We start from the raw sequence: 21,744 nt of genomic DNA on the forward strand, positions 1-21,744 counted from the left end.
CCTTTTCTTCTGGCGCAGCGTCGATCTGGTCATACGCTTTGAAATCGCCGAAGTACTTGGTGATTGCTGCGGTCAGCGACGTTTTACCATGGTCAACGTGACCAATCGTGCCGATGTTTACGTGTGGTTTGTTACGTTCAAACTTGCTTTTTGCCATCGCCGTTGTTCTCTTTGTTCTAGAACCGCTCGAGCGCCAGCACAAAAATCAATCTGATTTTCAGGCCGACATTTATGCCAAAACGGAACGGCGAACCGCCCGTCGATGATTCCTTACACGCCTATCCGCTCTTGAAAAACTGGAGCGGGTAACGGGAATCGAACCCGTGTATTCAGCTTGGAAGGCTGCTGCTCTACCATTGAGCTATACCCGCATACTCTAAACTCTGATCCGAAAGTGGTGGAGGAAGTTGGATTTGAACCAACGTAGGCTTAGCCAACGGATTTACAGTCCGTCCCCTTTAACCGCTCGGGCATTCCTCCTAATATCACTATCAGCAGAGTCGAGTAACTAGGCATTTTCTGCAGAATGTCTGGTGTGCTGTGGAAGCGTTCCGTCGTTCTGCGAGGGCGCTTATGCCGATATGAACCGCTCCTGTCAACAGGATAAAATTGAAAAGAATGCATATCCTTCCAATAGTTGCAGGTGCCAGTGGCTGAGTGTACGGCAGAATTCCCGGAAATGCGCGCTTATCGGCACTTGGACAAGAAAAAATCTGACTTCATTTAGTTCTGATCAAGCTATCTTCGCCGCTGTGGACAGGATATAAGCAGCCCATGAACGATCAAAATTCTTCCCGTACCCCAAAAGATTCTCATTATGCGCGCCTGCGTCGCGAGCATCGCGACCAAAAAGCGGCTCATGAAGGCAAGGCGCCGCACAAGCCGCAGCGTGCGCCGATTCCTGCAGGTCGCGTTGCAGAAGGAACAGTCCGTCTTTACGGTCTGCACACCGTACGCGCAGCAGTAGAGAATCCCGCGCGCAAGATTTTGCGCATGCGCGCCACACGCAATGGCTTCGCTCGCCTTGAAATAGGTGAAGCGGAGGGCCTGCCCTTCCCTGTTGAAATCGTCGAGCCAAAAGACATCGACAAAGAGACCGGGTCAGATGCTGTGCATCAGGGCGTTATGATCGAAGCGGAACCGCTTCGGCACAAAAAGCTTTCAGAACTGAAAGAAAGCCCGCTTTTGCTGGTGCTTGATCAAGTGACTGACCCTCACAATGTCGGCGCAATCATTCGCTCGGCAGTTGCTTTTGGTGCAGGTGCGCTCATCACCACAAGCCGGCACAGTCCGCAGGAAAGTGGCGTTCTGGCCAAAGCGGCTTCCGGTGCGCTTGAATTGATTCCCCATATCGAAGTGCGCAATCTCGCAGATGCAATCGAAGAGCTGCATTCGCTCGGTTTCATGACCATCGGCCTTGATTCGGAAGGCCCACAGGAGATGGAATCAACACTGACCGGGGATCGCATCGCTCTCGTGCTGGGTGCTGAAGGCAAAGGCCTGCGCCAGAAGACGCGCGAAACAGTCAATGCGTTAGCGCGACTGGACATGCCCGGTGAAATCAAGTCGCTCAACGTTTCTAACGCAGCCGCTATTTCGCTTTATGCAGCGGAGCGTTACCTGCGCACGCACAAAAGCTCTTAAAGCAAACCCTATAATTGTCTGATATTCCGAATCTTGAGCGTTTTATACGCTCCAGATTCGGATCAGCCCTTTGCCCTTAAGCTGTCGCAATATAGCTGCGAATCTCTTCCGCTTCGCGTTCCACATCCTCAATGCGCCGCTTCACAACGTCACCGATTGAGATGATTCCCGCAAGTTTGCCATCTTCTTCCACCGGCATATGGCGAAAGCGGTTATGCGTCATGATCTCCATCACCTGATTGATCGTGTGATGTTCCCGGCATACCTGTACTTTCGACGTCATGAATTCAGAAACAGGTCGCGCTCCAACCTGCTCCTGCTGTGAAGCAATTGCGCGAACCACATCTCGTTCCGAAAGAATGCCTTTGATGTGTCCGGCTTCATCGCAGGCAACAATTGCACCGATTTTATGTTGGGCCAGAATAGCAATGGCGTGCGAAAGCGTGTCGTCCGGTCTGATGACGACAACATCCCTGCCTTTGTTTTCGAGAATCGATCTAACAGTCATGCCAAAATCCCTCCCAAGGTTCAGCAATCAATCACGAGAACACGTCTCATGATTGTAACGCAGCTCCTCCAGTTGCGTTCCAGCAATGGTGCGCTTTGATTGACTGCTTTGCAAGCGAACTAAATGGGGAGGAATCAGCTCAGCGCCTTAAAACGGCATCATAGTTTCGCGGCTTATCAAGCAGCGCGATTCCAAAAAAGCCGGCGATGAAGCCACCAATATGTGCTTCCCACGCAATCCCCGACAAACCGGCTCCACCTGTCGAATAAAGACCTGTGGCAAGATTGATAAGAAACCAGAAACCCACGAAAACCAGCACCGGCTTTAAGGTCAACGTCAAACCCACTGGCAAAACGGGTCCGGCAAACTCCGAACGGCGCCCATGCCCGACCCTGCGGAAACCATAACGCGCTGCAGCGCCCATCATACCGGAAATCGCACCCGAAGCGCCGACAAGCGGCGTAACGCTTTCGGGATAGATCGCATAATGCGTCAATCCGGCGACGACCGATGTGAGAACCCAGAAAGCAAGCATACGTCCGGTGCCGATACGACCAGCAAGCGGTGATCCGAAAGCCGCAAGCCAGATCATATTCACCGCAATATGGGCAAATCCGCCATGCATGAACGAATAACTGATAAGCGTGAATAGCGCCGCAGGATCGGTGAAGCCACCCGCCAGAGAAAACCGTGCCGGAATCAAAGCAAACTGCAACATGAATGCGTAGTTGCGCTGCTCGCTTATAAGATAATTCTGATAGATATAGACAGCGGCACACATACCCATCAGCGCGAGAATCACGCCCGGTATGTTGAATATCGGCTCACCACCGCCCGATCGTCTCGAATCATTCGTATGTTCGCGCATTTCAGGCTGAGGAATACTCATTAACCGCCGCTTTCCAGCTCGCTGCCTATTTTCAAAACAAGCATTCTAGATAAGTGACAATTGGTTAAAAATAAAGGCCGCCGGAGGGTCCCGTACGGCCTTGTCGCAAATGTCTGACATTTACGAGACAAAATCTGGAGATCAGGAAAAAGCCAACCAAGACAATGACTTCTTCTGACAACTCATAGAACCGCTACAAGCGAGTTTTTGCAACAATTACTTCTTGTTAACCTTAACGAGCAAGCACAGTGGATGAACAAAGCGTTAAGCTGGCATCCTTGCTGTTAATACTATTTTAATGCGCGGACCGACGGGCACTGTCCAAAACCAGTTAAACGGCCAGAGAGTAAGCAGCAGCGCATAATGAAAAACCGCAGCACGATGGCAATTTTCAGTGAATGGCAGCGACTGGCCTTACGTCAGAGCGGCAGCCTTCATGCGCCACTGCGCGAATCAATTGAGCCACGCAAGCTGGGACGTCATCTGTCAGACCTGTTTTTTCTTGAAGAAGACCAAACCGGCGAGTTGATATTCCGTCTTGCCGGTACCCGCCTCTGCGCTCTGTTTGGGCGCGAGCTCAAAGCGACACGCTTTCTTACGCTTTGGCCAGAACGAAATCGCCCTGCCCTCAATGAACTTGCGCGAAACGTCAATGCACTGTTGATTCCCGCTTTAAGCCAGAACGACGGTATCAGTCTCTCAGGACGCAGCCTGTCTTTTGAGATGCTGCTCGCTCCCCTCTCGCCAAGTGAGGGCGGAAAATGCAATCTGCTGGGTAGTATTGCCATTCTTGATGATGTCACCTGGGCAGGTGCTGATCCGCTTGTTCTTGGAAATCTCAACAGCGTGGAGCCGCTGGCACCTGATCTCATCGTGAAGCCGGAAATTCGTAAACCCTCCGTCATGACAATGAATGGTGCAGACGGCAGCCGCGGATGGGCACCCCTGCCACAACCGCGCGATATCCCTCGATTGCGGGTTATCCCCGGCGGCAAAGTCTAAAAGGTAAACGCGCACTAAGGTTACGGATTGGCAAACCCTATTTTTGGCCAGTTCAGGCATCAAAACGCCATAAATCATGCTATTATAGGCTCAAATGAGCTGTTTCTGAACAAAACCTTGCCAAACCCTGCGCAGTTTTATTCAAATTAGATTCGCATTTTCGCCTCTGAATTTTCCCACTCTCAAAGTCTTGCAAGCATTCTTGTTTCCAACAGGGAGACAAAAAGAATGACGAAGCAAACAATCATCGCAGCATTGCTGATCCTTCTGGGAACGGCTTTTGCGCAAGCCGCAAGCCCCGCATCAAAATCACACTGGATGCCGACCGGCGAACGCACATCGCAGCCAATCGGCCATTATGAATTTTGTCAGCGCCACGAATCGGAATGCAAAATCACCAGTTCCAACAGCGCGCCACTCACGCTCAATCAAAAGCTGTGGCAGGAAATCGTCGCTGTGAATGCGAGCGTGAACGAGAAAATCGCGCCGCGCACCGATATGGAAGTCTGGGGCCAGGAGGAATATTGGGAATATCCAACCACGGCTGGCGATTGTGACGACTATATGCTTCTTAAGCGGCGCGAGTTGATGGCTCTTGGCATTCCAGCCAACACATTGCTGATGACCGTTGTGCGTCAGCCCAATGGTGAAGGCCACGCTGTTCTGACGGTTAGAACCGACCGCGGCGATTTCATTCTCGACAATCTTGATCAACGTGTGCTTGCCTGGAACGATACCGACTACACATTCCTCAAGCGCCAGTCGACGGCAAACACCGGCACATGGGTGTCGATCAAGGCTGGCAGTGATCTGCTCGTCAGCGGCATCCGCAACTAAATGACCGAACAAAGCTGTGTGAGAGGGACAGGTGTCATTCCCCGTCCCTCTTTGCATGGGATTGATTCTTTTTTACGCCGGCTCCAGCCCGCGCATGAAAGACTGACCTTTTTCGACATAGTGCTGGGCCGAAGCTTTCAGTTTTTCAACGGCAACGAAATCAAGTTCCCGAATAGCCCGTGCTGGTGAGCCGACAATCAGCGAATTATCGGGAAACTCTTTGCCTTCCGTGACAAGCGTACCAGCGCCAATAAGACAATTATTGCCAATCTTCGCACCGTTGAGGATAATCGCCCCCATGCCAATCAGCGTATTGTCACCGATCGTGCAGCCATGCAGGATAGCACGATGCCCGATCGTGCAACCTTGCCCAATCGTCAGCGGAAAACCAATATCGGTATGCATGATGGTGTGTTCCTGCACATTGGTACCGGCACCCACCGTAATTGTTTCATTATCCCCGCGCAAAACAGCCCCGAACCAGAAACCTGCATTCTCGCCGACCACGACTTTGCCGATCAGCGTTGCATCCGGCGCGATCCAGTTGCTGGCACGGTCTGCAAATTCTGGCTTATGTCCGTTATAAACATAAATTGGCATCGGCTTCCCTCCATCACGAAATCTCCCGGCAGAATGCGCTATTTATCCTGAGAACGGAATGCGTGCGTAGAATAAAAAAAGCCCTCTCTGCCAAGCAGAAAGGGCGTCTCATTCAACGGCTACAAATCTCAGAGATCGACGTCGAGAATAGCCATTGAGAAATTATAGGACAGTTCGCCTTCGTCCTCATCCTTGTAGACAAGCCCCAGGAACTCGTCATCCAGATAGACCTCAGCGGAATCATCCTTACGTGGGCGCGCCTTAACCTGAAGGCCGGGATTATTGAAAGTCCGCTTGAAATAGGCGTCGAGTTTCTTGAGTTCTTCGGGTTTCAACCGGCTTCTCCTGCTACTGATTTAAGGCCGGTTTAATGCACCCGCCATTATCCAATGTAAAGCATTAACGCACGCGTCACGAAACGCATGCACGCATAGTTATGATTATGTAAGCATGATATAGGCCACCTCTGCTAAAAAGCCAGAAGGCGGTATTTTTGATCCATGAAGCGGTCAGATACCTTCGCCAAACATATGTTCTCCGAATGCCGCCTCACCCAGCATCTGGTCCATAACGCGGGATGGCTCGGAGCAACCGCTTTCGCCCACCACTTTTGCCGGAACACCGGCAACCGTCGCATTATGCGGAACAGGCTTCAGCACGACCGAACCCGCCGCAATCTTTGAGCAATGCCCCACTTCGATATTGCCAAGAATTTTTGCCCCGGCACCAATCAGAACACCGTGACGAATCTTTGGGTGTCTGTCTCCACTCGCCTTGCCCGTGCCGCCAAGCGTCACGCCATGCAGGATGGACACGTTATCTTCAATAACGGCTGTTTCACCCACCACAAGCCCGGTCGCATGATCAAGGAACAACCCGCTGCCAAATTGGGCGGCTGGATGAATATCGGTCTGGAAAATCGAAGACGAGCGGCTTTGCAGATAATAAGCAAAGTCCTTGCGGCCTTCTTTATAGAGCCAATGCGCCAAACGGTGTGTCTGAATGGCATGAAACCCTTTGAGATAAAGAATAGGGTCCATGAAGCGGCTGTAAGCCGGATCGCGATCATAAACCGCCTGAATATCGACGCGCACAATGTGCGACCACTGCGGATTGGCCTCCAGCATCGCGTCAAAAGTCTGGCGCAGAATATCAGCGCTCAAATCCGCATGACCAAGGCGTTCGGCGATGCGATGCATGACGGCATCTTCCAGCGTCGGCTGATTGAGAATCGTCGCGTAGAGAAACGTTCCAAGCACCGGGTCGTTCTTTGCCGCTTCCTCCGCTTCAGCGCGAATGGAATGCCAGATCGGATCAACTTGCCCCAGCGAAGGTGACAATTTTGCGTTCGAGCGAACGGACATCATGCATACTCCAATTTTGCTGATCGCAGATAGCAGACCACTGTCTTTGCCCTATGCCTGTCCTGCAATGCGCATTCGGCTGTTAACATATCTCAAAACGCTTCGCCTTGACACCGCGTAAATCTGGTTGATACCGTTGGTCAAAACTCAAAGAGGATGATCCTCCAGAAAGGTCAACACGCCTTTCTTATAGACTTTGTCCCCCACCGCCAACATATGATCACGGTCAGGAATGTCGAGCGCCTGACCGTTTGGCAGCATATCGGCCAATTCCTGAGCACTTCCGGCAATGTCATCTGTCGTGCCGACGGCAACAAGGACCGGCTGCATGATGCGTGCAATTGCCTCGGCAGAAACCAGTTCCTTGGAGGTAATGACACAGGCTGCCAGCGCAATACGATCGCTTTTGGTCTGATCCGCAAATTTGCGGAACATCAGCCCCCGCGGATGCGTGATTGTCGATGGATCGTCTGCAAGCAGCGCTTCGCCAATCGGCTCCCAGTCGCCCGCACCCGTCACCATACCAATGCCAAGTCCGCCAAAAACAACGCTGTGAACCCGTTCGGGATGCTCAATTGCCAGAAATGCGCTGATGCGCGCGCCCATGGAATAACCCATCACATGGGCCTTTTCGATGCCAAGATGATCAAGCAATGCGGCCGCATCGCCTGCCATAACGCTTGGCGTATAGTCCGCAGCATCATGGCTTTTGTCCGAAAAACCATGCCCGCGATTGTCAATGGCAATCACGCGATAGCCAGCTTCTGTCAAAGTGCGAAACCAACCCGGTGACACCCAGTTGACGAGGCTTGAGGACGCAAAACCATGAATAAGCAGGATGGGATCGCCCTCTCCGTCCTGACGATAAGCAAGACGCAAGCCATCATGTTCGAAATATTCAATATCGAGCGCGCTCAATTATGCATTCCCTTTGATTTCTCAGACAGCTTGGTTGCCGGCGGATTTAACCGCGACATTCACCACAAATCACTCTGTGGATCGCCCTGTCACCAAGCTTTATACCGGTTCGTTTAACAGTACCGGCCAGAAGTTCAACCACATATGCGGCCGGACCATGCGAAGAAATAATGTCTTCGGAAAACGGCACTGCGTTTTCATGGATAGCCGACACATGGCCGCTATCGTCCAGGAAAACCATGTCCAGCGGTGACGGCGTATTCTGCATCCACATCATCACATCGCGCATTTCACCAAAAACAAACAGCATTGCACGATCTTTAGGAAAATCGGTACGCCACATCAATCCGCGCATCCGCGCCTCATCGGTATCAGCAATTTCCAGCCTGAATGACGCCTTGCCCTGCGCCGTAATGAAAGTCAGCGGCTCTTTATCCAGTGGCAAAAGCATCGGCTTGGTTTCCTGCGCATGGGCGGAAACCGCAAAGAAGATAAATGCGAAAACAAAAAGTATGCGGCCCATATGTCGATTTATCCTGATTGCTCATATTCATGCCCGCTAACAGGCATCAAAAGGTCGTGCTGACGACCTGACGCTAAGATTGAGCGTCGAACATTATCAACGCGCTGCCAGCGCGACAAGCGCAGTCACGGGCTTGTGAAAGAGCATGAAACGGATGAAATCAGTGCGAAACGGGTATAACCGTACCAATATCCGGATGAATTTCGGCCGCCATCAACCCTTTATCGCCATTGCCGAAACGAATGAGGACGACCTGTCCGGGGCGCAGTTCCATCATACCAAAACGACGGAGCGTCTCCATATGAATGAAAATGTCTTCTGTGCCCTCGCCGCGCGTAAGAAAACCGAAGCCTTTGGTACGGTTGAACCACTTCACAATGACGCGCTCAAGACCGCTTGATGGCGTAACCGTCACATGTGTACGCTGCGGCGGCATCTCCGCAGGATGAATTGCGGTGGTTGTATCCATGGAAAGAACACGGAAACATTGCATCCCCCGATCACCGTTACGAACTTCGCAAACTATGCGCGCCCCTTCCAGCGCAGTTTGGAAACCATCACGGCGAAGCGTGGTCACATGCAAGAGAATATCGGAAACACCGGGCTGGTCGGGCACGATAAAACCGTAACCCTTTGCCACATCAAACCATTTAATGCGGCCCGACACTTCAACAAGATCGCCTAGCTCTTCTGAGGAGGCCTGACTGCGAAACTGGTCATTCGACACAGATTTATCTGCCATGCGCTCGCCCCTCCTCTTTGTGTTCCGTTGCGACTCTCACCTGATTCTTGCCCAAAGAATAACACTTCCTTAACCATAGGCGGCAAGTCTAAACTTTTACAGTTTTGAAGATGACCACAGGCTTTGTATATTCATCGTTAATTCCTAAATTTCCAAAATAGAAACCTTACCTGCCAAAAACATATGGCGGCATGGGCGTTCGACAACTTGTTGACTTGTCATTTTCACGCGCCACCTATCCATAAATTGCTTTATGATTGCTCCAACATGCGAAACAGGAGAAGACTATGCGCTATCTGCACACGATGGTCAGAATTAAAGACATCGATGAATCGCTCGACTTTTATGTGAACAAGTTTGGCCTTGAAGAAACACGCCGCACAGAAAATGAGAAAGGCCGATTCACGCTGATCTTTCTTGCCGCGCCGTCGGATAAAGACAAAGCCCAAGCAGAACGCGCACCGGAGCTTGAACTGACCTATAACTGGGACCCTGAAACCTATACGGGCGGCCGCAATTTCGGCCATCTCGCCTATGAGGTCGATAATATCTACGAAACCTGCCAGACGTTGAAAGATGCAGGTGTCACCATCAACCGTCCGCCACGCGACGGGCACATGGCCTTCATCAAATCACCCGATGGTATTTCTATTGAGTTGATTCAGAAGGGCGAACGCCTTGCCCCGCAGGAGCCATGGGCTTCCGCCGAAAATATCGGCAGCTGGTAAGCAAAAAGCCCGGTCTCGCGACCGGGCTTTTTATGTTTATCCGGTGCCTTGAATGGCCGACAGCAGCCAATTCCCACCATCGACACGCGTGAACGTCCAGACTTCTACGCTTTCAACCGGCTCATCAGGATTGCCTTCAACAACCGCGCCCGTATTGCGATCCAGCATGACGTCGATTGCGGAATAGCGCATAGCAACCGTCGCATAATCGACATTGCCTTCGCGCCATGCTTCGGAAACGTCACCCTGAAGCAGCTTCACATCTTTGACTTCATTACGCATACCGCTTGAGGCGATCTCGCCGAGTTCCTCAGCCAGATAAGACATGGCTTCCGGCGTTGCGAGCTTGCGCAGCGCCGCATAATCCTCGCGACCATAGGCGGTCTGGATTTCGGCCAGCATCTGCTCAAAACGATCAAGCTCTTCCTGACCAATTTCCAAAGGCGACTCCTCAACAGCGTTCGCCGCAGGTGTTTCGGCCTGCTTGACTTGAAAAGGATTGACCGATGGTGTGCGTGCACCAAAGCCTGCCTGCGGCGCAGCACTCTTGGCAGCACCGAACGGCTGCGCGCCTGCATTGCCAGCACCCGCTGCCGCCGTCTGACGACGATTGGCAAACATACGCATCACAAACATGGCAATGAGCGCAATGACGGCAACCTGCAACAACAGGCCAAACATACCGGCAAGACCGCCAAGGCCGTTACCGAGCAACATGCCAATCAGACCACCGACAAGAAGGCCACCGAGCATCGAACGGCCAAAATTGCCGAACATACCGCCTGAACGTGCTGCCGCTGCGTTCTGCGTGCCCGCTGCAGCGCCCGGACGATTGGTCTGTTGTGCACCCGTGTTGGGCGTCATCGAACGCTCAACCGGTGCTGCATTGTTTGGCGCAGTGCGTGTCGGCGCCGGTGCCTGATAGGTGCGCGCACCGCGACTACCAAAACCGCCCCCGCCTGCACGGCGAGCCTCGGCGAAATCGACAGCGGCAAAAGAGGCGATCAGCCCAAGGACCATTGCAGCGGTCAGTTTGGTCAGGCGGTTTCCGGAACCCGGCATAAGTATCTCCCAAGTGAAACATCACAGAATATTTTAGTCCGTGATTATATGGGAATTCATCCCCCGTTTTCACAAGAGCGTGAAGGCAAAAAAGTTGAGAAAATTCAAATAGGCACAGCCGCATCCAGAATCTGTATCTGAGGAGTGACTGAACCATTCCAGTGATTGAGCGACAGATTGCCAACAATATGGACGCTTTGACCGATATTATTGAACAAAAACCGCCCCAGATCGCCTTCGGCAGCGCGGAATGCGATAGCATTGACGCGTTTGCCGTCTGCACCGCGCAAGGCAACGCGCACATGGTCCCGTCCCACACCGCGAACATCGGCAAGAATGTGATGTGGGAGAGCCAGAACCGGCTGCGGATGCGCCGAACCGAATGGTCCCGCCTTTTGTAAAGATTCATAAAGCGAGACGGTCGCGCCTGATGCAGCCACCGCACCATCAATGGAAAGGCTCTGATTTTCCCGCAGACGCGCGACAATATCAGCCGATTCCTCCTCAAAATATGCGCGAAGCGCACCAAGTTTGCTGCGTTCAATGGTGATGCCAGCGGCCATGGCATGTCCACCGCCCTTAACCAGCAATCCCCGCTCCACAGCGCCGCGAACGAGTTTACCAAGATCAAGCCCGGAAATGGAGCGTCCAGACCCGGAACCAACACCATTCACATTAAATGAAATGGCAAATGCCGGGCGACGCGCTTTCTCTTTAAGACGTGACGCGAGAAGCCCGACAATACCCGGATGCCAGCGATCACTCGCCGTCACAATCACCGAGGCGCCAGCACCACCGGAAAGTTCAAGCGCGGCCTCCGCCTCCGCCTCAATCAGCATTTCGGCCTCCATCGCCTGCCGTTCCTGATTGAGCCTGTCGAGCTCAACCGCAATCGGATCGGCTGCAACAGGATCATCCAATGTCAACAGACGCGCGCCCAGTCCCGCATCGCCAATACGGCCACCCGCATTGATACGTGGGCCAATCAGATAGCCTAAATGAAAGACATTGAGCGGTTCGCCAATGCGCGAAACACGGCCAAGTGCTGCAAGCCCGGCATTGCTCTGGCTGCGCGCAACCAATAGACCTTTCACAACAAAAGCACGATTAACGCCCTTTAACGGCACGACGTCACAAACAGTAGCAAGTGCCACAAGATCCAGCAGCGAGAGAAGATCCGGCCCGGCTCCTTTGCCGCGCTCACGCAGGATTTTTGTCACCTGAACAAGTGTCAGAAACACCACACCAGCGGCGCAAAGATGCTCTTGCCGCGAAATATCGTCTTCCCGGTTCGGATTGACAATCGCCACCGCGTCGTCCGGCAAATCGCCACCAACCTGATGGTGATCGAGAACCACAACGTCGGCACCCGCTTCTTTCGCGGCAGTGATGGACGGTGCGCTGTTGGTGCCGCAATCCACCGTCACAATCAGTGATGCGCCTTTGCCAACCAATTCGCGCATGGCATCAGGGTTCGGACCATAGCCTTCAAAAATACGATCTGGAATATAGATCGAATGCGCAATGCCATAATGTTTCAGAAACCGCGCCATCAATGCAGATGAACACGCGCCATCGACATCATAATCGCCAAAAATTGCAACGGTTTCGCGTCGCATAATGGCGTCGGCAATCCGGTTGGCGGCCTTATCCATATCGGTCAGCGTAGCAGGATCCGGCATCAAATTGCGCAAGCTCGGATCGATAAATTCCGGCGCACCTTCCACCGTAACTCCGCGGCCTGCAAGCACCCGTGATACCAGATCGGAGATGCCATGATGCTGCGCTATGGCAAGCGCTATGTTGGCCTCACGCGGACCAAGCCGGTCCATCCATTTCTGGCCAGTGACTGATTTGCGGATACCAAGAAAATAGCGTTCTGTTGTCATGCGTTCTTAAAGACACAAAAGGCGGCATTTTTGCAATGCCGCCTTTGTTCATTCCGCCTTGTGTGATCTTAAAACTTTGAAAGATCCTGATGCCTCGCCTTGATTTCACGAACCGTTTGAGAGCTTGAGCGCATAACGATTGTATGTGTCTGAATATAATCTCGCGCAAATCTAACGCCTGACAGCATATTGCCATCGGTGACGCCAGTTGCAGCAAACAACACGTCACCCTTTGCCATTTCTTCCATCGTATAGATTTTCTTCGGGTCGGAAATGCCCATCTTCGCCGCGCGCGCAATCTTTTCATCGGAGTTGAGCTGAAGACGCCCCTGCATCTGACCACCCATACAGCGCAAAGCGGCCGCAGCCAGCACACCTTCCGGCGCACCGCCAATACCGATGTAAATATCGATCCCGGTTTCATCGGGGTTTGTCGTATGCATCACACCAGCAACGTCACCGTCACCGATCAGACGAATAGAAGCGCCCGTTGCACGCACTTCTTCAATCAATCGAGCATGGCGCGGGCGATCCATGATACAGGCCGTGATTTCGTGCGGCTGCACACCCTTGGCCTTGGCAAGCGCCATGATGTTATCCGTCGGCGTCGCATCAAGATCGACAACGCCCTTTGAATAGCCCGGACCAACAGCAATCTTTTCCATGTAAACATCTGGCGCATAGAGCAGATTGCCCTTTTCAGCGATGGCAATAACTGCCAGCGAATTCGGCAGGTTCTTGGCGCAAATCGTTGTGCCTTCCAGCGGATCAAGCGCGATATCGACATCAGGCCCCTGTTTGGTGCCAACTTCCTCACCGATATAAAGCATGGGCGCTTCATCGCGTTCGCCTTCACCGATCACAACCGTACCAGCAATCGGCAGGCGGTTGAGTTCCTGACGCATGGCATCAACCGCTGCCTGATCGGCAGCCATTTCATCGCCACGTCCACGCAGGCGCGCTGCGGCTACGGCTGCGCGCTCAGCCACGCGGACCAGTTCCAGCGTCAGAATACGATCAAGTCCATGAGCCAATCCATGAGGTTGCTGTTCTGCATTCTTAGCCATGTGAACAAAGTCCCGAATTTGAATTACGTTGCTGCGTTCGTATAACGCCAGTGTCGCTTCCTAGTGTCGCTGCCGATAGCGCCATTATGCCAATCTTTTGTCAAAGTCCCTCGCTCTCCGCAAGTGAAAGCGGCACGAGCAACGGAAAGAACGCTAAAAAGATTTAGCACTCAAGCTCTTAATCGATTTAGAGCTTGAGTCCTATCGGAGCGGGGCAAGGACCAGCAAGAGTATGCGCTTATCGACCTTGAGCGGCTTCAAAGAAAATCTCTGGACTATCCACCTCAATCAGCCTTTTTCTGTCAATTACCCAAAAACGATTGCCAACGTTACGCACGAAACTGCGGTCATGCGAGACAATCAGGCTCGCTGTTTCATCACTTAACAATTCCGCTTCCAGTGCTTCCTGGCCATCAATATCCAGATGATTGGTTGGTTCATCCAGAATATAGAAATTCGGCTTGGTCAGGCGCAAAACCAACATGGCAAGACGCGCCTTCTGCCCTCCTGAAAGCCGCGACAACGGCTTGGCCTGTAATTCCAGCGTCATGCCAGCGCCGGCAAGCAAGGATCGGGCGCGCTGGTCGCCAATATCGAAACGCTTCATGATCGTTTCAAAAGGCGTTGAGTTATCCTTAAGCTCGGATAAAGCCTGATCGCTATAACCCAGCACCAGCGACGGCGTCGCCTTGATGCCTGTAAGCGAGTGTTCCGGCTGAATGATTGCTTCGCGAACCAGTGTCGATAACCGCGTTTTGCCCGTGCCATTGGCACCCAGCAGCACGACTCTATCTCCGGGGTTGATCCAAAGCTGATCGGTTTTATAAAGAGAGCGGCCATCGGGCGTCGCAATCTCGGCCCGATCAATCATGATCAGCGCCTTGGCATGGCTGCCCCTTCCGTCGAGCTTGATCGTGCCAGCAGAACGCTCGATATGCGCTGCTTTTGCGCTTTCCTCGATTTTCTCGGCTCGCGCGCGCAGTTGCTTGGTTTTCACCACCAGCAAATCGCTGCCCGAATTGATGCCAATATTGTTAAGCTTCGCCGCCTGTCTTCGCAATTGCTGGACAATTTTCATGTCCTTTTCAAACTGACGCGCATCCGCAGCATCTATTTCATCAAGCGCCACACGCGCCTGACTATAGGGCAAAGCAAAAACAAACGACTTCTCCGCGCGCAGAAAAAGCGTGCGCTTCGTCACCTCATCAAGAAAAGCGCGATCATGGCTGCACACAATGACCGCCACCGAACGCGGAAGTGCAGCAAGCCAGTTTTCCAGCAAGTGCACTTTCTCAAGATCAAGATGGTTGGTCGGCTCGTCCAACAAAAGGACATCAGGCTCGGACACCCATGTGTGCGCCAGAAGCGCAAGTCGCTGCCAGCCACCGCTCAATTGCCGAATGGAGAGTTCACGCAGTTCTGCCGGAACATTGAGATCGTCGAGCACAATGTCGGCGCGCCAGCTTTCATAATCGCGTGCGTCTTCATCCAATCCTCCAAGCACAACGTCATAAAAGGACATGTCCATCAGGTCATCGGCAACATACTGGCTGACATAGCCGATTTTGAGTCCACGCGAGCGGGTAATGACACCGCTGGTCGGCTCCCCCTCTCCCACGATTAATCGTAAAAGACTGGTCTTTCCACGACCATTGGCGGCAACAATTCCTAACCGCTCGCCTTCACCAACGATGAAATCGAGGTTTGCAAAGAGTGTTTCATGAAGCGTAAGCGATAGATTCTGAACAGAAATAAGAGACATGGCAATGAGCCCAATTTTGCCAAGCACAAGTGAGCAGCGTCCAAAGCGCTTTATCGATGTACTTGCAAATGTCCGGCAACAGCATTTGAAGCTGCGCCTTCGGAAAAGGCAGAAAAAGACTTTTGTTTCAGTCTTAATCGGCCCTGCACAATTTACTGTTGCAGGGCAAAATCAGGGCCGTACTGACGATGATGGTCGTGACGTGTCACATCCATATTACAGCCCTCCTTTTCCGTGTTTGTCTCTCAGCCGGACAATTCCGACCGGGGTTTCTTAACAAAATCGTTGCCGCCCTTCAAGAGCGGCAACGTGACCGACGTTTCTCAGCCTGCGCGCTCGATACGGATCATCTGCGGCTTGTTGACAAGGTGATCATCCTTGAGAATGGCATCAAGCGCCTTTTTAACAGCGGCTTCCGTTGTCTCGTGGGTTACAAGAATGACCGTCTTGATGCCATCACTCACGTCACTGTCCATCAAAGGACGCTGAACGATGGATTCAAGCGAAATGTCATTTTCCGCCATGCGCTTGGCAATCGCGGCAAATGCACCAATGCGATCATAAACCGTCAAGCGAATGAAATAACCGCCGGCATGTTTGCGCATTTTTGCGCGCTTATAAGGCTGCAAGGCTTTTGCAGGCGTGCCGAAAACCGGGCCATGCTGGAATCCGGGACGGCTCTTGGCAATATCCGCGAGATCACCGATCACAGCCGAAGCCGTGGCGTTGCCGCCCGCACCCGGACCGGAAAGCAACAGTTCACCCAGAAGGTCGGTTTCGATTGCCACGGCATTGGTCACGCCATGCACCTGCGCAATAACCGATGAGGTGGGAACCATGGTCGGATGCACCCGCTGCTCAACGCCGGTGTCGGTTTTCTGCGCAACGCCAAGCAACTTGATTCGATAGCCAAGCTCGTCGGCAGCACGAATGTCGGCCAGCGATATGTTGCTGATGCCTTCAAGATAAATATCGTCAGCGGCAATGCGCGTGCCAAATGCAAGGCTTGTGAGCAGCGCAAGCTTGTGCGCGGTATCATTGCCCTCGATGTCGAAGGTGGGGTCAGCTTCCGCATAGCCAAGACGCTGGGCATCAGCGAGGCAATCTTCAAACGAGATTCCCTCTTCCCACATCCGGGTGAGGATGTAGTTACAAGTACCGTTCATGATGCCATAAACGCGCGAAACCGTATTGCCGGTCAGTGATTCACGCATCGCCTTGATGACAGGGATACCGCCAGCAACAGCCGCTTCAAAATTAAGAAGCACGCCCTTCTCTTCGGCAATCTCGGCAAGCGCCACGCCATGCTTTGCAAGAAGCGCTTTGTTGGCGGTCACAACGTGATGGCCAGCACGCAATGCAGCTTCAACAGATGCCTTAGCCGGGCCTTCATCGCCACCGATCAACTCGACGAAAACATCAATGCCAGCGCTTTTGGAAAGTTCAACCGGATCGTCAAACCATTCAATCCCACCAAGATCGACGCCACGATCCCGTGTGCGGTCGCGTGCACTGACAGCGGTAACGATAACCTGTTTGCCGCATTGACGAGTGAGCATTTCGGCCTTGTCACGCAGAATACGCAACACCGAAGCACCAACGGTGCCCAATCCGGCAACGCCGATCCGCAATGCATCACTCATTATCTCGACCTTCTGAATTGTTGATTTTGTATGGGAGGGAAACAAGGGCCGACCAGAAGACGCCCCTTGTTATGTTCGGTTAAAATCGCTTAGCGGCGACCTTCAAGCGGAATAACATTATGTAGATTCTCATCCTTTGTGGACAGGAAGCGCTTGATGTTACGCGCAGCCTGACGGATGCGATGTTCGTTCTCGACAAGAGCAATACGAACATATTCATCACCATGTTCGCCAAAGCCTACGCCCGGTGCCACGGCAACATCGGCCATCTCAACCAACAGCTTGGAGAATTCGAGCGAGCCCAGCGCACGAAAGCGCTCTGGAATCGGAACCCATGCAAACATGGTTGCAGCCGGCGGCGGCACATCCCAGCCAGCACGGCCAAAGCTTTCAACCAGCACGTCACGACGCTGCTTATAGACATTGCGGACATATGCAATGTCAGAGCCATCACCATTCAGCGCTGCGGTTGCCGCAACCTGAATAGGTGTGAACGCGCCATAATCCAGATAGGATTTTACGCGGGTCAAGGCTGCAATCAGACGCTCGTTACCCACTGCGAAGCCCATGCGCCAGCCCGGCATCGAGAATGTCTTCGACATCGAGGTAAATTCGACAGCCACATCCATTGCGCCCGGCACTTCAAGAACCGATGGCGGCGGGTTGTTTTCGTCGAAATAGATTTCCGAATAAGCGAGATCGGACAAAATAATGAGATCATTCTTGCGGGCAAAATCGACCACGTCCTTATAGAAATCCAACGTCGCAGTATAAGCCGTCGGATTCGAAGGAAAGTTGAGGATCAGCGCCAGCGGCTTTGGAATGGAGTGCTTTACCGCGCGATCCAGCGCACGAATAAACTCTTCATCCGGCTTAGCAGGAATCGAACGGATCACACCACCCGACATGATAAAGCCAAACGAGTGAATCGGATAGGTTGGGTCCGGACAAAGCACCACATCGCCAGGCGCTGTGATTGCCTGTGCCATGTTGGCGAAGCCTTCCTTGGAACCAAGCGTCGCAACAACCTGTGTATCCGGGTTAAGCTTTACACCAAAACGACGCGCATAATATTGCGCCTGCGCACGGCGAAGACCCGGAATACCCTTCGATGAAGAGTACCGATGCGCGCGCGGACCCTGAACAGCCTCACAAAGCTTATCGACAATGTTCTTAGGCGTCGGCAGATCGGGATTACCCATTCCAAGATCGATAATATCGGCACCGGCCGCTCGCGCCGATGCCTTCAGGCGGTTAACCTGTTCAAAGACATAAGGTGGCAAGCGACGGACTTTATGAAATTCTTCCGACATGATCCTGTTCCAGAAAGGGGTTGAATGAAACGGCGCGTATGCACCGGGTTAGGAGCTATACACCTGTTATCGAATCGGGTCGAGACTTGTTACGCCTCAGCGACGAAGCTTTTATATGTCAATAAAAGCCAATTATTCCCCGGATTCGATCTGCTTGAGGGTCGCGTCTGTTTCTTCCTGCGCCTGCTTACGCAACGCGGCAGCCTGCGCTGGTGTCAGTGTCGCAGAGGAAGAACGCGAAACCGCAAGGCGCGTCCGGTCAGAATCAAGCCCTGACGTGATCTGCGCTTTTTCTTCCGGCGTAATCTGCGTGGTTGCAGCTTTCGGCATACGACCAAAGGTCGGATAGGTATCGGTGCGCTTGGCACCTTCCTGCGGCGTGCCCCGAAATTCCGCCCCACCGGCACAGCCCGCAAGAAACGCCACGGCTGTTGCTGCCAGCATGAAATTGGCAATCTTCCGCGTGTTCTTGGTCATATGTCCGGTCCCAATTCTGATATTCTGCCTGCATCTGGCAATATGCCTGATGCGACACAGATAATATAATGCGAAATGGATAGCACCATCTCAATACGTCATGTCAACATGTGAGTTGAAAATGATAAGACTGGAAGCACTCGAGCGACACCCTCAGTAGCAAGTATAAACAAAAATTACGAATAGTAATATTGCGTTATTTCAATGCAATTTGAAGGTCATTTGCTCCATTCTAAAACATTGAGTGCTTTTCAGTAGTTGCCTTTGGCAGTTAAAAATCCTAAAAATTGGTTACAGTTTATCACTCGTTGATTTGTATCTTAGCGCTTTAAAGCGATGACAAAACTGATCTTTTCGCGATAAGGCGCTGAAAATATTCAAGCATTTCCAGAATGGGTTCGACAGGGCCTTGCATAGGAAGCGCTTAAAACAAAGTGATAGAGCGGTTTGAAAATCCGTCTTGATGGAAACCGCTCTCGTTATCTACCCCGGTCTTGGTGACTGGTTTCTGTGAGTAAATCTGCTTTCTATTGATTAGCGAAACTCACATGGAAGAGCTGGAGCAGACATTGAAACTTGCAGAGCCATCGCAAAAAACGACAAGAAAACTGCTTTGCGGCAGTGTAGCCCTGATTGCGCTTGTTCTGACATCCTGCACCTCTACGGGTAACGGCAATTCACCATTACAAATGACAAACAGCGCCGATGGTTCCATTATTGCGGATACGCTTCAGAGTGCCGCCGATCAGACAATCGCTGCCGAAGCAGCCCAAACAGGCGCAGCAACTCAAACACAAAAGCCGACTGCTGTTGCCGAAGCAAAACCGGTTGAAAACAGCACAAAGGCTGTAGCTTCAGCAACCTCGACAACCGGGACGGCTTCACAGGCACCGGACAGCTCTGTTCAGGTTGCGGCTCTTGCGACAGAAAGCAAACCCTCTTCTCTGTTCAGCATATTCGGCAAAAAGCCAACCGAATCCCCCGCTGAAACCGCCGCTGCAACAGAAGCGAAAAAGCCTGATCAGAAAGCTGAAGAGCAAACTGCAGCCACGCCCGAAGCCAAGCCGGAGGCAAAAGCTGAGGCGGCAGAAGCAAAACAGCCAGAGACACCCAAACCCGCAGAGCCGGAAAAACCAGTTCAGGTGGCGTCGCTCTTTGGCTCAGCAAAGAACGCCAATGCCTATGTCGCGCCCCAAAGCCCGGCGACGGCCGGCCAAGGCAGCATCGCGCGCCTGTTCAACGACGAGGATGCGGGCAACTCAAAAAATAAGAAACTTGCCGTTGTAAGACCTAACACAAAATCAACGCGGGACTATAATTATTCGCTTCCTGGCGTGCGCCCCAATGGCGGCTTTGAAATCAAGCATCGCAAAAGCATCTATGATGATAGCGACATTGATGCCAATGAATATGATGATTATGCATCCGTGCAACTTGCCTCGGCACCCGGATTGGCGCGCCTTGCGCCCAACGGCTTGAAAGTCCAGCGTGAAACGGTCGATGTGGCCTGCCTCAAGCCGCAGCTTGTGACAATGCTCAAGACGATGGAACGTCACTTCCGTCGCCCCGTCATGATCACATCCGGCTATCGCAGCCCGTCCTATAATCGCAAGGTCAATGGTGCACGCAAATCACTGCACATGATCTGCGCTGCTGCCGACATTCAGATTTCCGGTGTTTCAAAACACGAGATTGCACGCTTTGCACGCAACATGCCAGGACGCGGCGGCGTCGGCACCTATTGCCATACCACCGCAGTTCACGTGGACGTCGGCCCTGAACGTGACTGGAACTGGAGCTGCAAGAAATAATCCAAATGTTTAAAGCCGGGATCAGTTCCCGGCTTTTTCTTTAATTTTCATAGTGATAGCTACGTCATCAGCCATATGGCAGACGACAAAACCGGCCCCCGGCGAGTTTTTTTTAGAAAAGTTATATTAAGGGCTTGCGAGTCAGGTTCTTCCTGAATATAAGCCCACTCACACCAGCTACAGGCGCCCATCGTCTAGCGGTTAGGACAGCGCCCTTTCACGGCGCAGACAGGGGTTCGATTCCCCTTGGGCGTACCACTTGCTGGTTTTTCTTTCCAAAATCATGATTGCCAAAAAACCTCGAGCGACGATTTCGTCTGATGCGGTGTATCTCCGCTCTTCTTGGCATGCCCCCTCTATCCCTTTGTTTTCGCATGTTTCCTTTGACAAGCGCAGCCACTGAATTTTTCTTGAATATTTTCTCAAAAAGGACTTGCGTGGCAGAATTTTCCTGCCTATAAGCCGACCCACACCAGCAACAGGCGCCCATCGTCTAGCGGTTAGGACAGCGCCCTTTCACGGCGCAGACAGGGGTTCGATTCCCCTTGGGCGTACCACTTGCTGGTTTTTTATTACCCTAAAAATTGGTATGAATATAAGTGGTACTGCCTCTGGCATGATGTTACGCGTGGTCCGTTCAAACAGAAAACCGGACAGACATCATGGCCAAAACAACAGCAACCGTGTCCACCACGCATGCAAGCCGCTATTTGCAGCAACTATGCAAACATTGGGCGCATAAGTTCACAGTCGAATTTACGCCGGAAAGCGGTCGAATCGATTTGGGCGAGAATCGCGTTGTCATGCTCAATGCCACCGAACAGAATCTCACTGCGACCATAGAGGCTCCGGAAGCAACTCTCGAACAGATGGAAAACGTCGTTTCGAGCCATATTGCGCGCTTTGCGTTCCGCGAGGAGCTGATCTTCAATTGGATGCGGGAATAACTTGCAACGGCGCCCCCA

General features: G+C 52.5%; 23 protein-coding genes and 4 tRNA genes. 9 read left to right on the plus strand and 18 right to left on the minus strand.

What is annotated here, in order from left to right; genetic code table 11:
- From OPR82_RS12865 to OPR82_RS12875, 3 genes are all read right to left on the minus strand, one after another.
- A partial coding sequence (locus OPR82_RS12865) for a GTP-binding protein (protein ID WP_265985477.1) occupies positions 1 to 157 on the minus strand: 157 nt, incomplete at its 3' end.
- Positions 158 to 297: 140 nt separating this feature from the next.
- Positions 298 to 371 (minus strand) — tRNA-Gly (locus tag OPR82_RS12870).
- Positions 372 to 395: 24 nt separating this feature from the next.
- Positions 396 to 480 (minus strand) — tRNA-Tyr (locus OPR82_RS12875).
- Positions 481 to 774: 294 nt separating this feature from the next.
- On the opposite strand from OPR82_RS12875, the gene rlmB reads away from it, so the two are divergent.
- The gene (gene rlmB, locus OPR82_RS12880; protein WP_265985234.1) at positions 775 to 1,644 is read left to right on the plus strand and encodes a 23S rRNA (guanosine(2251)-2'-O)-methyltransferase RlmB; all 870 of its coding nucleotides are present in this window, start codon (positions 775 to 777) and stop codon (positions 1,642 to 1,644) included.
- 76 nt (positions 1,645 to 1,720) lie between these two features.
- Here rlmB and OPR82_RS12885 read toward each other — a convergent pair whose 3' ends face one another.
- Together OPR82_RS12885 and OPR82_RS12890 are read right to left on the minus strand one after the other, a co-directional pair.
- On the minus strand, positions 1,721 to 2,152 hold the full coding sequence (locus OPR82_RS12885) for a CBS domain-containing protein (RefSeq protein ID WP_265985236.1): 432 nt from the start codon (positions 2,150 to 2,152) through the stop codon (positions 1,721 to 1,723).
- 139 nt (positions 2,153 to 2,291) lie between these two features.
- Entirely contained in the window at positions 2,292 to 3,041 is a 750-nt protein-coding gene (locus tag OPR82_RS12890) for a rhomboid family intramembrane serine protease (protein ID WP_265985238.1), read from the minus strand.
- 363 nt (positions 3,042 to 3,404) lie between these two features.
- Here OPR82_RS12890 and OPR82_RS12895 point away from each other — a divergent pair, with 363 nt between their 5' ends.
- Entirely contained in the window at positions 3,405 to 4,043 is a 639-nt protein-coding gene (locus tag OPR82_RS12895) for a PAS domain-containing protein (RefSeq protein WP_265985240.1), read from the plus strand.
- Positions 4,044 to 4,271: 228 nt separating this feature from the next.
- On the plus strand, positions 4,272 to 4,880 hold the full coding sequence (locus OPR82_RS12900; RefSeq protein ID WP_265985242.1) for a transglutaminase-like cysteine peptidase: 609 nt from the start codon (positions 4,272 to 4,274) through the stop codon (positions 4,878 to 4,880).
- A gap of 72 nt (positions 4,881 to 4,952) precedes the next feature.
- Here OPR82_RS12900 and OPR82_RS12905 read toward each other — a convergent pair whose 3' ends face one another.
- From OPR82_RS12905 to OPR82_RS12930, 6 genes are all read right to left on the minus strand, one after another.
- On the minus strand, positions 4,953 to 5,480 hold the full coding sequence (locus OPR82_RS12905; protein WP_265985244.1) for a gamma carbonic anhydrase family protein: 528 nt from the start codon (positions 5,478 to 5,480) through the stop codon (positions 4,953 to 4,955).
- A gap of 128 nt (positions 5,481 to 5,608) precedes the next feature.
- Entirely contained in the window at positions 5,609 to 5,815 is a 207-nt protein-coding gene (locus tag OPR82_RS12910) for a DUF3126 family protein (protein ID WP_007875463.1), read from the minus strand.
- A 174-nt stretch (positions 5,816 to 5,989) separates the two neighbouring features.
- Positions 5,990 to 6,844, minus strand: a complete 855-nt coding sequence (gene cysE, locus OPR82_RS12915) for a serine O-acetyltransferase (RefSeq protein WP_265985478.1) — start codon at positions 6,842 to 6,844, stop codon at positions 5,990 to 5,992.
- Between the two features lie 147 nt (positions 6,845 to 6,991).
- Complete coding sequence (locus OPR82_RS12920) at positions 6,992 to 7,762, minus strand: alpha/beta fold hydrolase (RefSeq protein WP_265985247.1); 771 nt, start codon at positions 7,760 to 7,762, stop codon at positions 6,992 to 6,994.
- A gap of 46 nt (positions 7,763 to 7,808) precedes the next feature.
- On the minus strand, positions 7,809 to 8,285 hold the full coding sequence (locus OPR82_RS12925) for a DUF192 domain-containing protein (protein WP_265985249.1): 477 nt from the start codon (positions 8,283 to 8,285) through the stop codon (positions 7,809 to 7,811).
- A gap of 160 nt (positions 8,286 to 8,445) precedes the next feature.
- Positions 8,446 to 9,027 carry a cold-shock protein gene (locus tag OPR82_RS12930; RefSeq protein ID WP_265985252.1) on the minus strand — a complete coding sequence of 194 codons (582 nt, stop codon included), beginning with the start codon at positions 9,025 to 9,027 and terminating at the stop codon, positions 8,446 to 8,448.
- 287 nt (positions 9,028 to 9,314) lie between these two features.
- On the opposite strand from OPR82_RS12930, the gene gloA reads away from it, so the two are divergent.
- Positions 9,315 to 9,755, plus strand: coding sequence for a lactoylglutathione lyase (gloA, locus tag OPR82_RS12935; RefSeq protein WP_265985254.1), 441 nt, complete (start codon positions 9,315 to 9,317; stop codon positions 9,753 to 9,755).
- A gap of 36 nt (positions 9,756 to 9,791) precedes the next feature.
- Here the strand turns inward: gloA and OPR82_RS12940 are convergent, their stop codons facing one another.
- The 4 genes from OPR82_RS12940 to OPR82_RS12955 form a co-directional block, all read right to left on the minus strand.
- Positions 9,792 to 10,817, minus strand: a complete 1,026-nt coding sequence (locus tag OPR82_RS12940) for a Tim44 domain-containing protein (RefSeq protein WP_265985255.1) — start codon at positions 10,815 to 10,817, stop codon at positions 9,792 to 9,794.
- 104 nt (positions 10,818 to 10,921) lie between these two features.
- Positions 10,922 to 12,706 (minus strand): single-stranded-DNA-specific exonuclease RecJ, encoded by a 1,785-nt coding sequence (gene recJ, locus OPR82_RS12945; protein WP_265985257.1) that lies wholly within the window; start codon positions 12,704 to 12,706, stop codon positions 10,922 to 10,924.
- 68 nt (positions 12,707 to 12,774) lie between these two features.
- Positions 12,775 to 13,773 (minus strand): class II fructose-bisphosphatase, encoded by a 999-nt coding sequence (gene glpX / locus OPR82_RS12950; RefSeq protein ID WP_265985259.1) that lies wholly within the window; start codon positions 13,771 to 13,773, stop codon positions 12,775 to 12,777.
- 238 nt (positions 13,774 to 14,011) lie between these two features.
- The gene (locus OPR82_RS12955) at positions 14,012 to 15,535 is read right to left on the minus strand and encodes an ABC-F family ATP-binding cassette domain-containing protein (RefSeq protein ID WP_265985261.1); all 1,524 of its coding nucleotides are present in this window, start codon (positions 15,533 to 15,535) and stop codon (positions 14,012 to 14,014) included.
- A 4-nt stretch (positions 15,536 to 15,539) separates the two neighbouring features.
- Between OPR82_RS12955 and OPR82_RS12960 the strand changes: the two genes are divergently transcribed.
- On the plus strand, positions 15,540 to 15,812 hold the full coding sequence (locus tag OPR82_RS12960; RefSeq protein WP_265985263.1) for a hypothetical protein: 273 nt from the start codon (positions 15,540 to 15,542) through the stop codon (positions 15,810 to 15,812).
- A gap of 46 nt (positions 15,813 to 15,858) precedes the next feature.
- Here OPR82_RS12960 and OPR82_RS12965 read toward each other — a convergent pair whose 3' ends face one another.
- From OPR82_RS12965 to OPR82_RS12975, 3 genes are all read right to left on the minus strand, one after another.
- Positions 15,859 to 17,178, minus strand: coding sequence for a homoserine dehydrogenase (locus tag OPR82_RS12965; protein WP_265985265.1), 1,320 nt, complete (start codon positions 17,176 to 17,178; stop codon positions 15,859 to 15,861).
- 89 nt (positions 17,179 to 17,267) lie between these two features.
- Positions 17,268 to 18,491, minus strand: coding sequence for an LL-diaminopimelate aminotransferase (locus OPR82_RS12970; RefSeq protein WP_265985267.1), 1,224 nt, complete (start codon positions 18,489 to 18,491; stop codon positions 17,268 to 17,270).
- A gap of 132 nt (positions 18,492 to 18,623) precedes the next feature.
- Positions 18,624 to 18,968: a hypothetical protein gene (locus tag OPR82_RS12975; protein ID WP_265985269.1), complete on the minus strand. Its 345-nt coding sequence runs from the start codon at positions 18,966 to 18,968 to the stop codon at positions 18,624 to 18,626.
- 569 nt (positions 18,969 to 19,537) lie between these two features.
- Here OPR82_RS12975 and OPR82_RS12980 point away from each other — a divergent pair.
- From OPR82_RS12980 to OPR82_RS12995, 4 genes are all read left to right on the plus strand, one after another.
- Positions 19,538 to 20,779 carry a YcbK family protein gene (locus tag OPR82_RS12980; protein WP_396997793.1) on the plus strand — a complete coding sequence of 414 codons (1,242 nt, stop codon included), beginning with the start codon at positions 19,538 to 19,540 and terminating at the stop codon, positions 20,777 to 20,779.
- A 183-nt stretch (positions 20,780 to 20,962) separates the two neighbouring features.
- Positions 20,963 to 21,037, plus strand: a tRNA-Glu gene (locus tag OPR82_RS12985).
- Positions 21,038 to 21,261: 224 nt separating this feature from the next.
- Positions 21,262 to 21,336 (plus strand) — tRNA-Glu (locus OPR82_RS12990).
- Between the two features lie 105 nt (positions 21,337 to 21,441).
- Entirely contained in the window at positions 21,442 to 21,726 is a 285-nt protein-coding gene (locus tag OPR82_RS12995; protein ID WP_265985273.1) for a DUF2218 domain-containing protein, read from the plus strand.
- Positions 21,727 to 21,744 lie beyond the last annotated feature (18 nt).

The sequence above is a fragment of the Ochrobactrum chromiisoli genome (genome assembly GCF_026241335.1).
GTDB classification, from domain to species: Bacteria; Pseudomonadota; Alphaproteobacteria; order Rhizobiales; family Rhizobiaceae; genus Brucella; species Brucella chromiisoli.

Bases quoted from the DNA above. Each gene is read 5' to 3' on its own strand.
- OPR82_RS12995 (WP_265985273.1), top strand. From the start codon at position 21,442: ATGGCCAAAACAACAGCAACCGTGTCCACCACGCATGCAAGCCGCTAT.
- OPR82_RS12970 (WP_265985267.1), bottom strand. From the start codon at position 18,491: ATGTCGGAAGAATTTCATAAAGTCCGTCGCTTGCCACCTTATGTCTTT.
- OPR82_RS12930 (WP_265985252.1), bottom strand. From the start codon at position 9,027: ATGGCAGATAAATCTGTGTCGAATGACCAGTTTCGCAGTCAGGCCTCC.
- OPR82_RS12900 (WP_265985242.1), top strand. From the start codon at position 4,272: ATGACGAAGCAAACAATCATCGCAGCATTGCTGATCCTTCTGGGAACG.
- OPR82_RS12895 (WP_265985240.1), top strand. From the start codon at position 3,405: ATGAAAAACCGCAGCACGATGGCAATTTTCAGTGAATGGCAGCGACTG.
- gloA (WP_265985254.1), top strand. From the start codon at position 9,315: ATGCGCTATCTGCACACGATGGTCAGAATTAAAGACATCGATGAATCG.
- OPR82_RS12955 (WP_265985261.1), bottom strand. From the start codon at position 15,535: ATGTCTCTTATTTCTGTTCAGAATCTATCGCTTACGCTTCATGAAACA.
- OPR82_RS12890 (WP_265985238.1), bottom strand. From the start codon at position 3,041: ATGAGTATTCCTCAGCCTGAAATGCGCGAACATACGAATGATTCGAGA.
- OPR82_RS12965 (WP_265985265.1), bottom strand. From the start codon at position 17,178: ATGAGTGATGCATTGCGGATCGGCGTTGCCGGATTGGGCACCGTTGGT.
- OPR82_RS12885 (WP_265985236.1), bottom strand. From the start codon at position 2,152: ATGACTGTTAGATCGATTCTCGAAAACAAAGGCAGGGATGTTGTCGTC.
- cysE (WP_265985478.1), bottom strand. From the start codon at position 6,844: ATGTCCGTTCGCTCGAACGCAAAATTGTCACCTTCGCTGGGGCAAGTT.
- glpX (WP_265985259.1), bottom strand. From the start codon at position 13,773: ATGGCTAAGAATGCAGAACAGCAACCTCATGGATTGGCTCATGGACTT.
- recJ (WP_265985257.1), bottom strand. From the start codon at position 12,706: ATGACAACAGAACGCTATTTTCTTGGTATCCGCAAATCAGTCACTGGC.
- OPR82_RS12905 (WP_265985244.1), bottom strand. From the start codon at position 5,480: ATGCCAATTTATGTTTATAACGGACATAAGCCAGAATTTGCAGACCGT.
- OPR82_RS12975 (WP_265985269.1), bottom strand. From the start codon at position 18,968: ATGACCAAGAACACGCGGAAGATTGCCAATTTCATGCTGGCAGCAACA.
- rlmB (WP_265985234.1), top strand. From the start codon at position 775: ATGAACGATCAAAATTCTTCCCGTACCCCAAAAGATTCTCATTATGCG.
- OPR82_RS12925 (WP_265985249.1), bottom strand. From the start codon at position 8,285: ATGGGCCGCATACTTTTTGTTTTCGCATTTATCTTCTTTGCGGTTTCC.
- OPR82_RS12940 (WP_265985255.1), bottom strand. From the start codon at position 10,817: ATGCCGGGTTCCGGAAACCGCCTGACCAAACTGACCGCTGCAATGGTC.
- OPR82_RS12960 (WP_265985263.1), top strand. From the start codon at position 15,540: ATGAGCCCAATTTTGCCAAGCACAAGTGAGCAGCGTCCAAAGCGCTTT.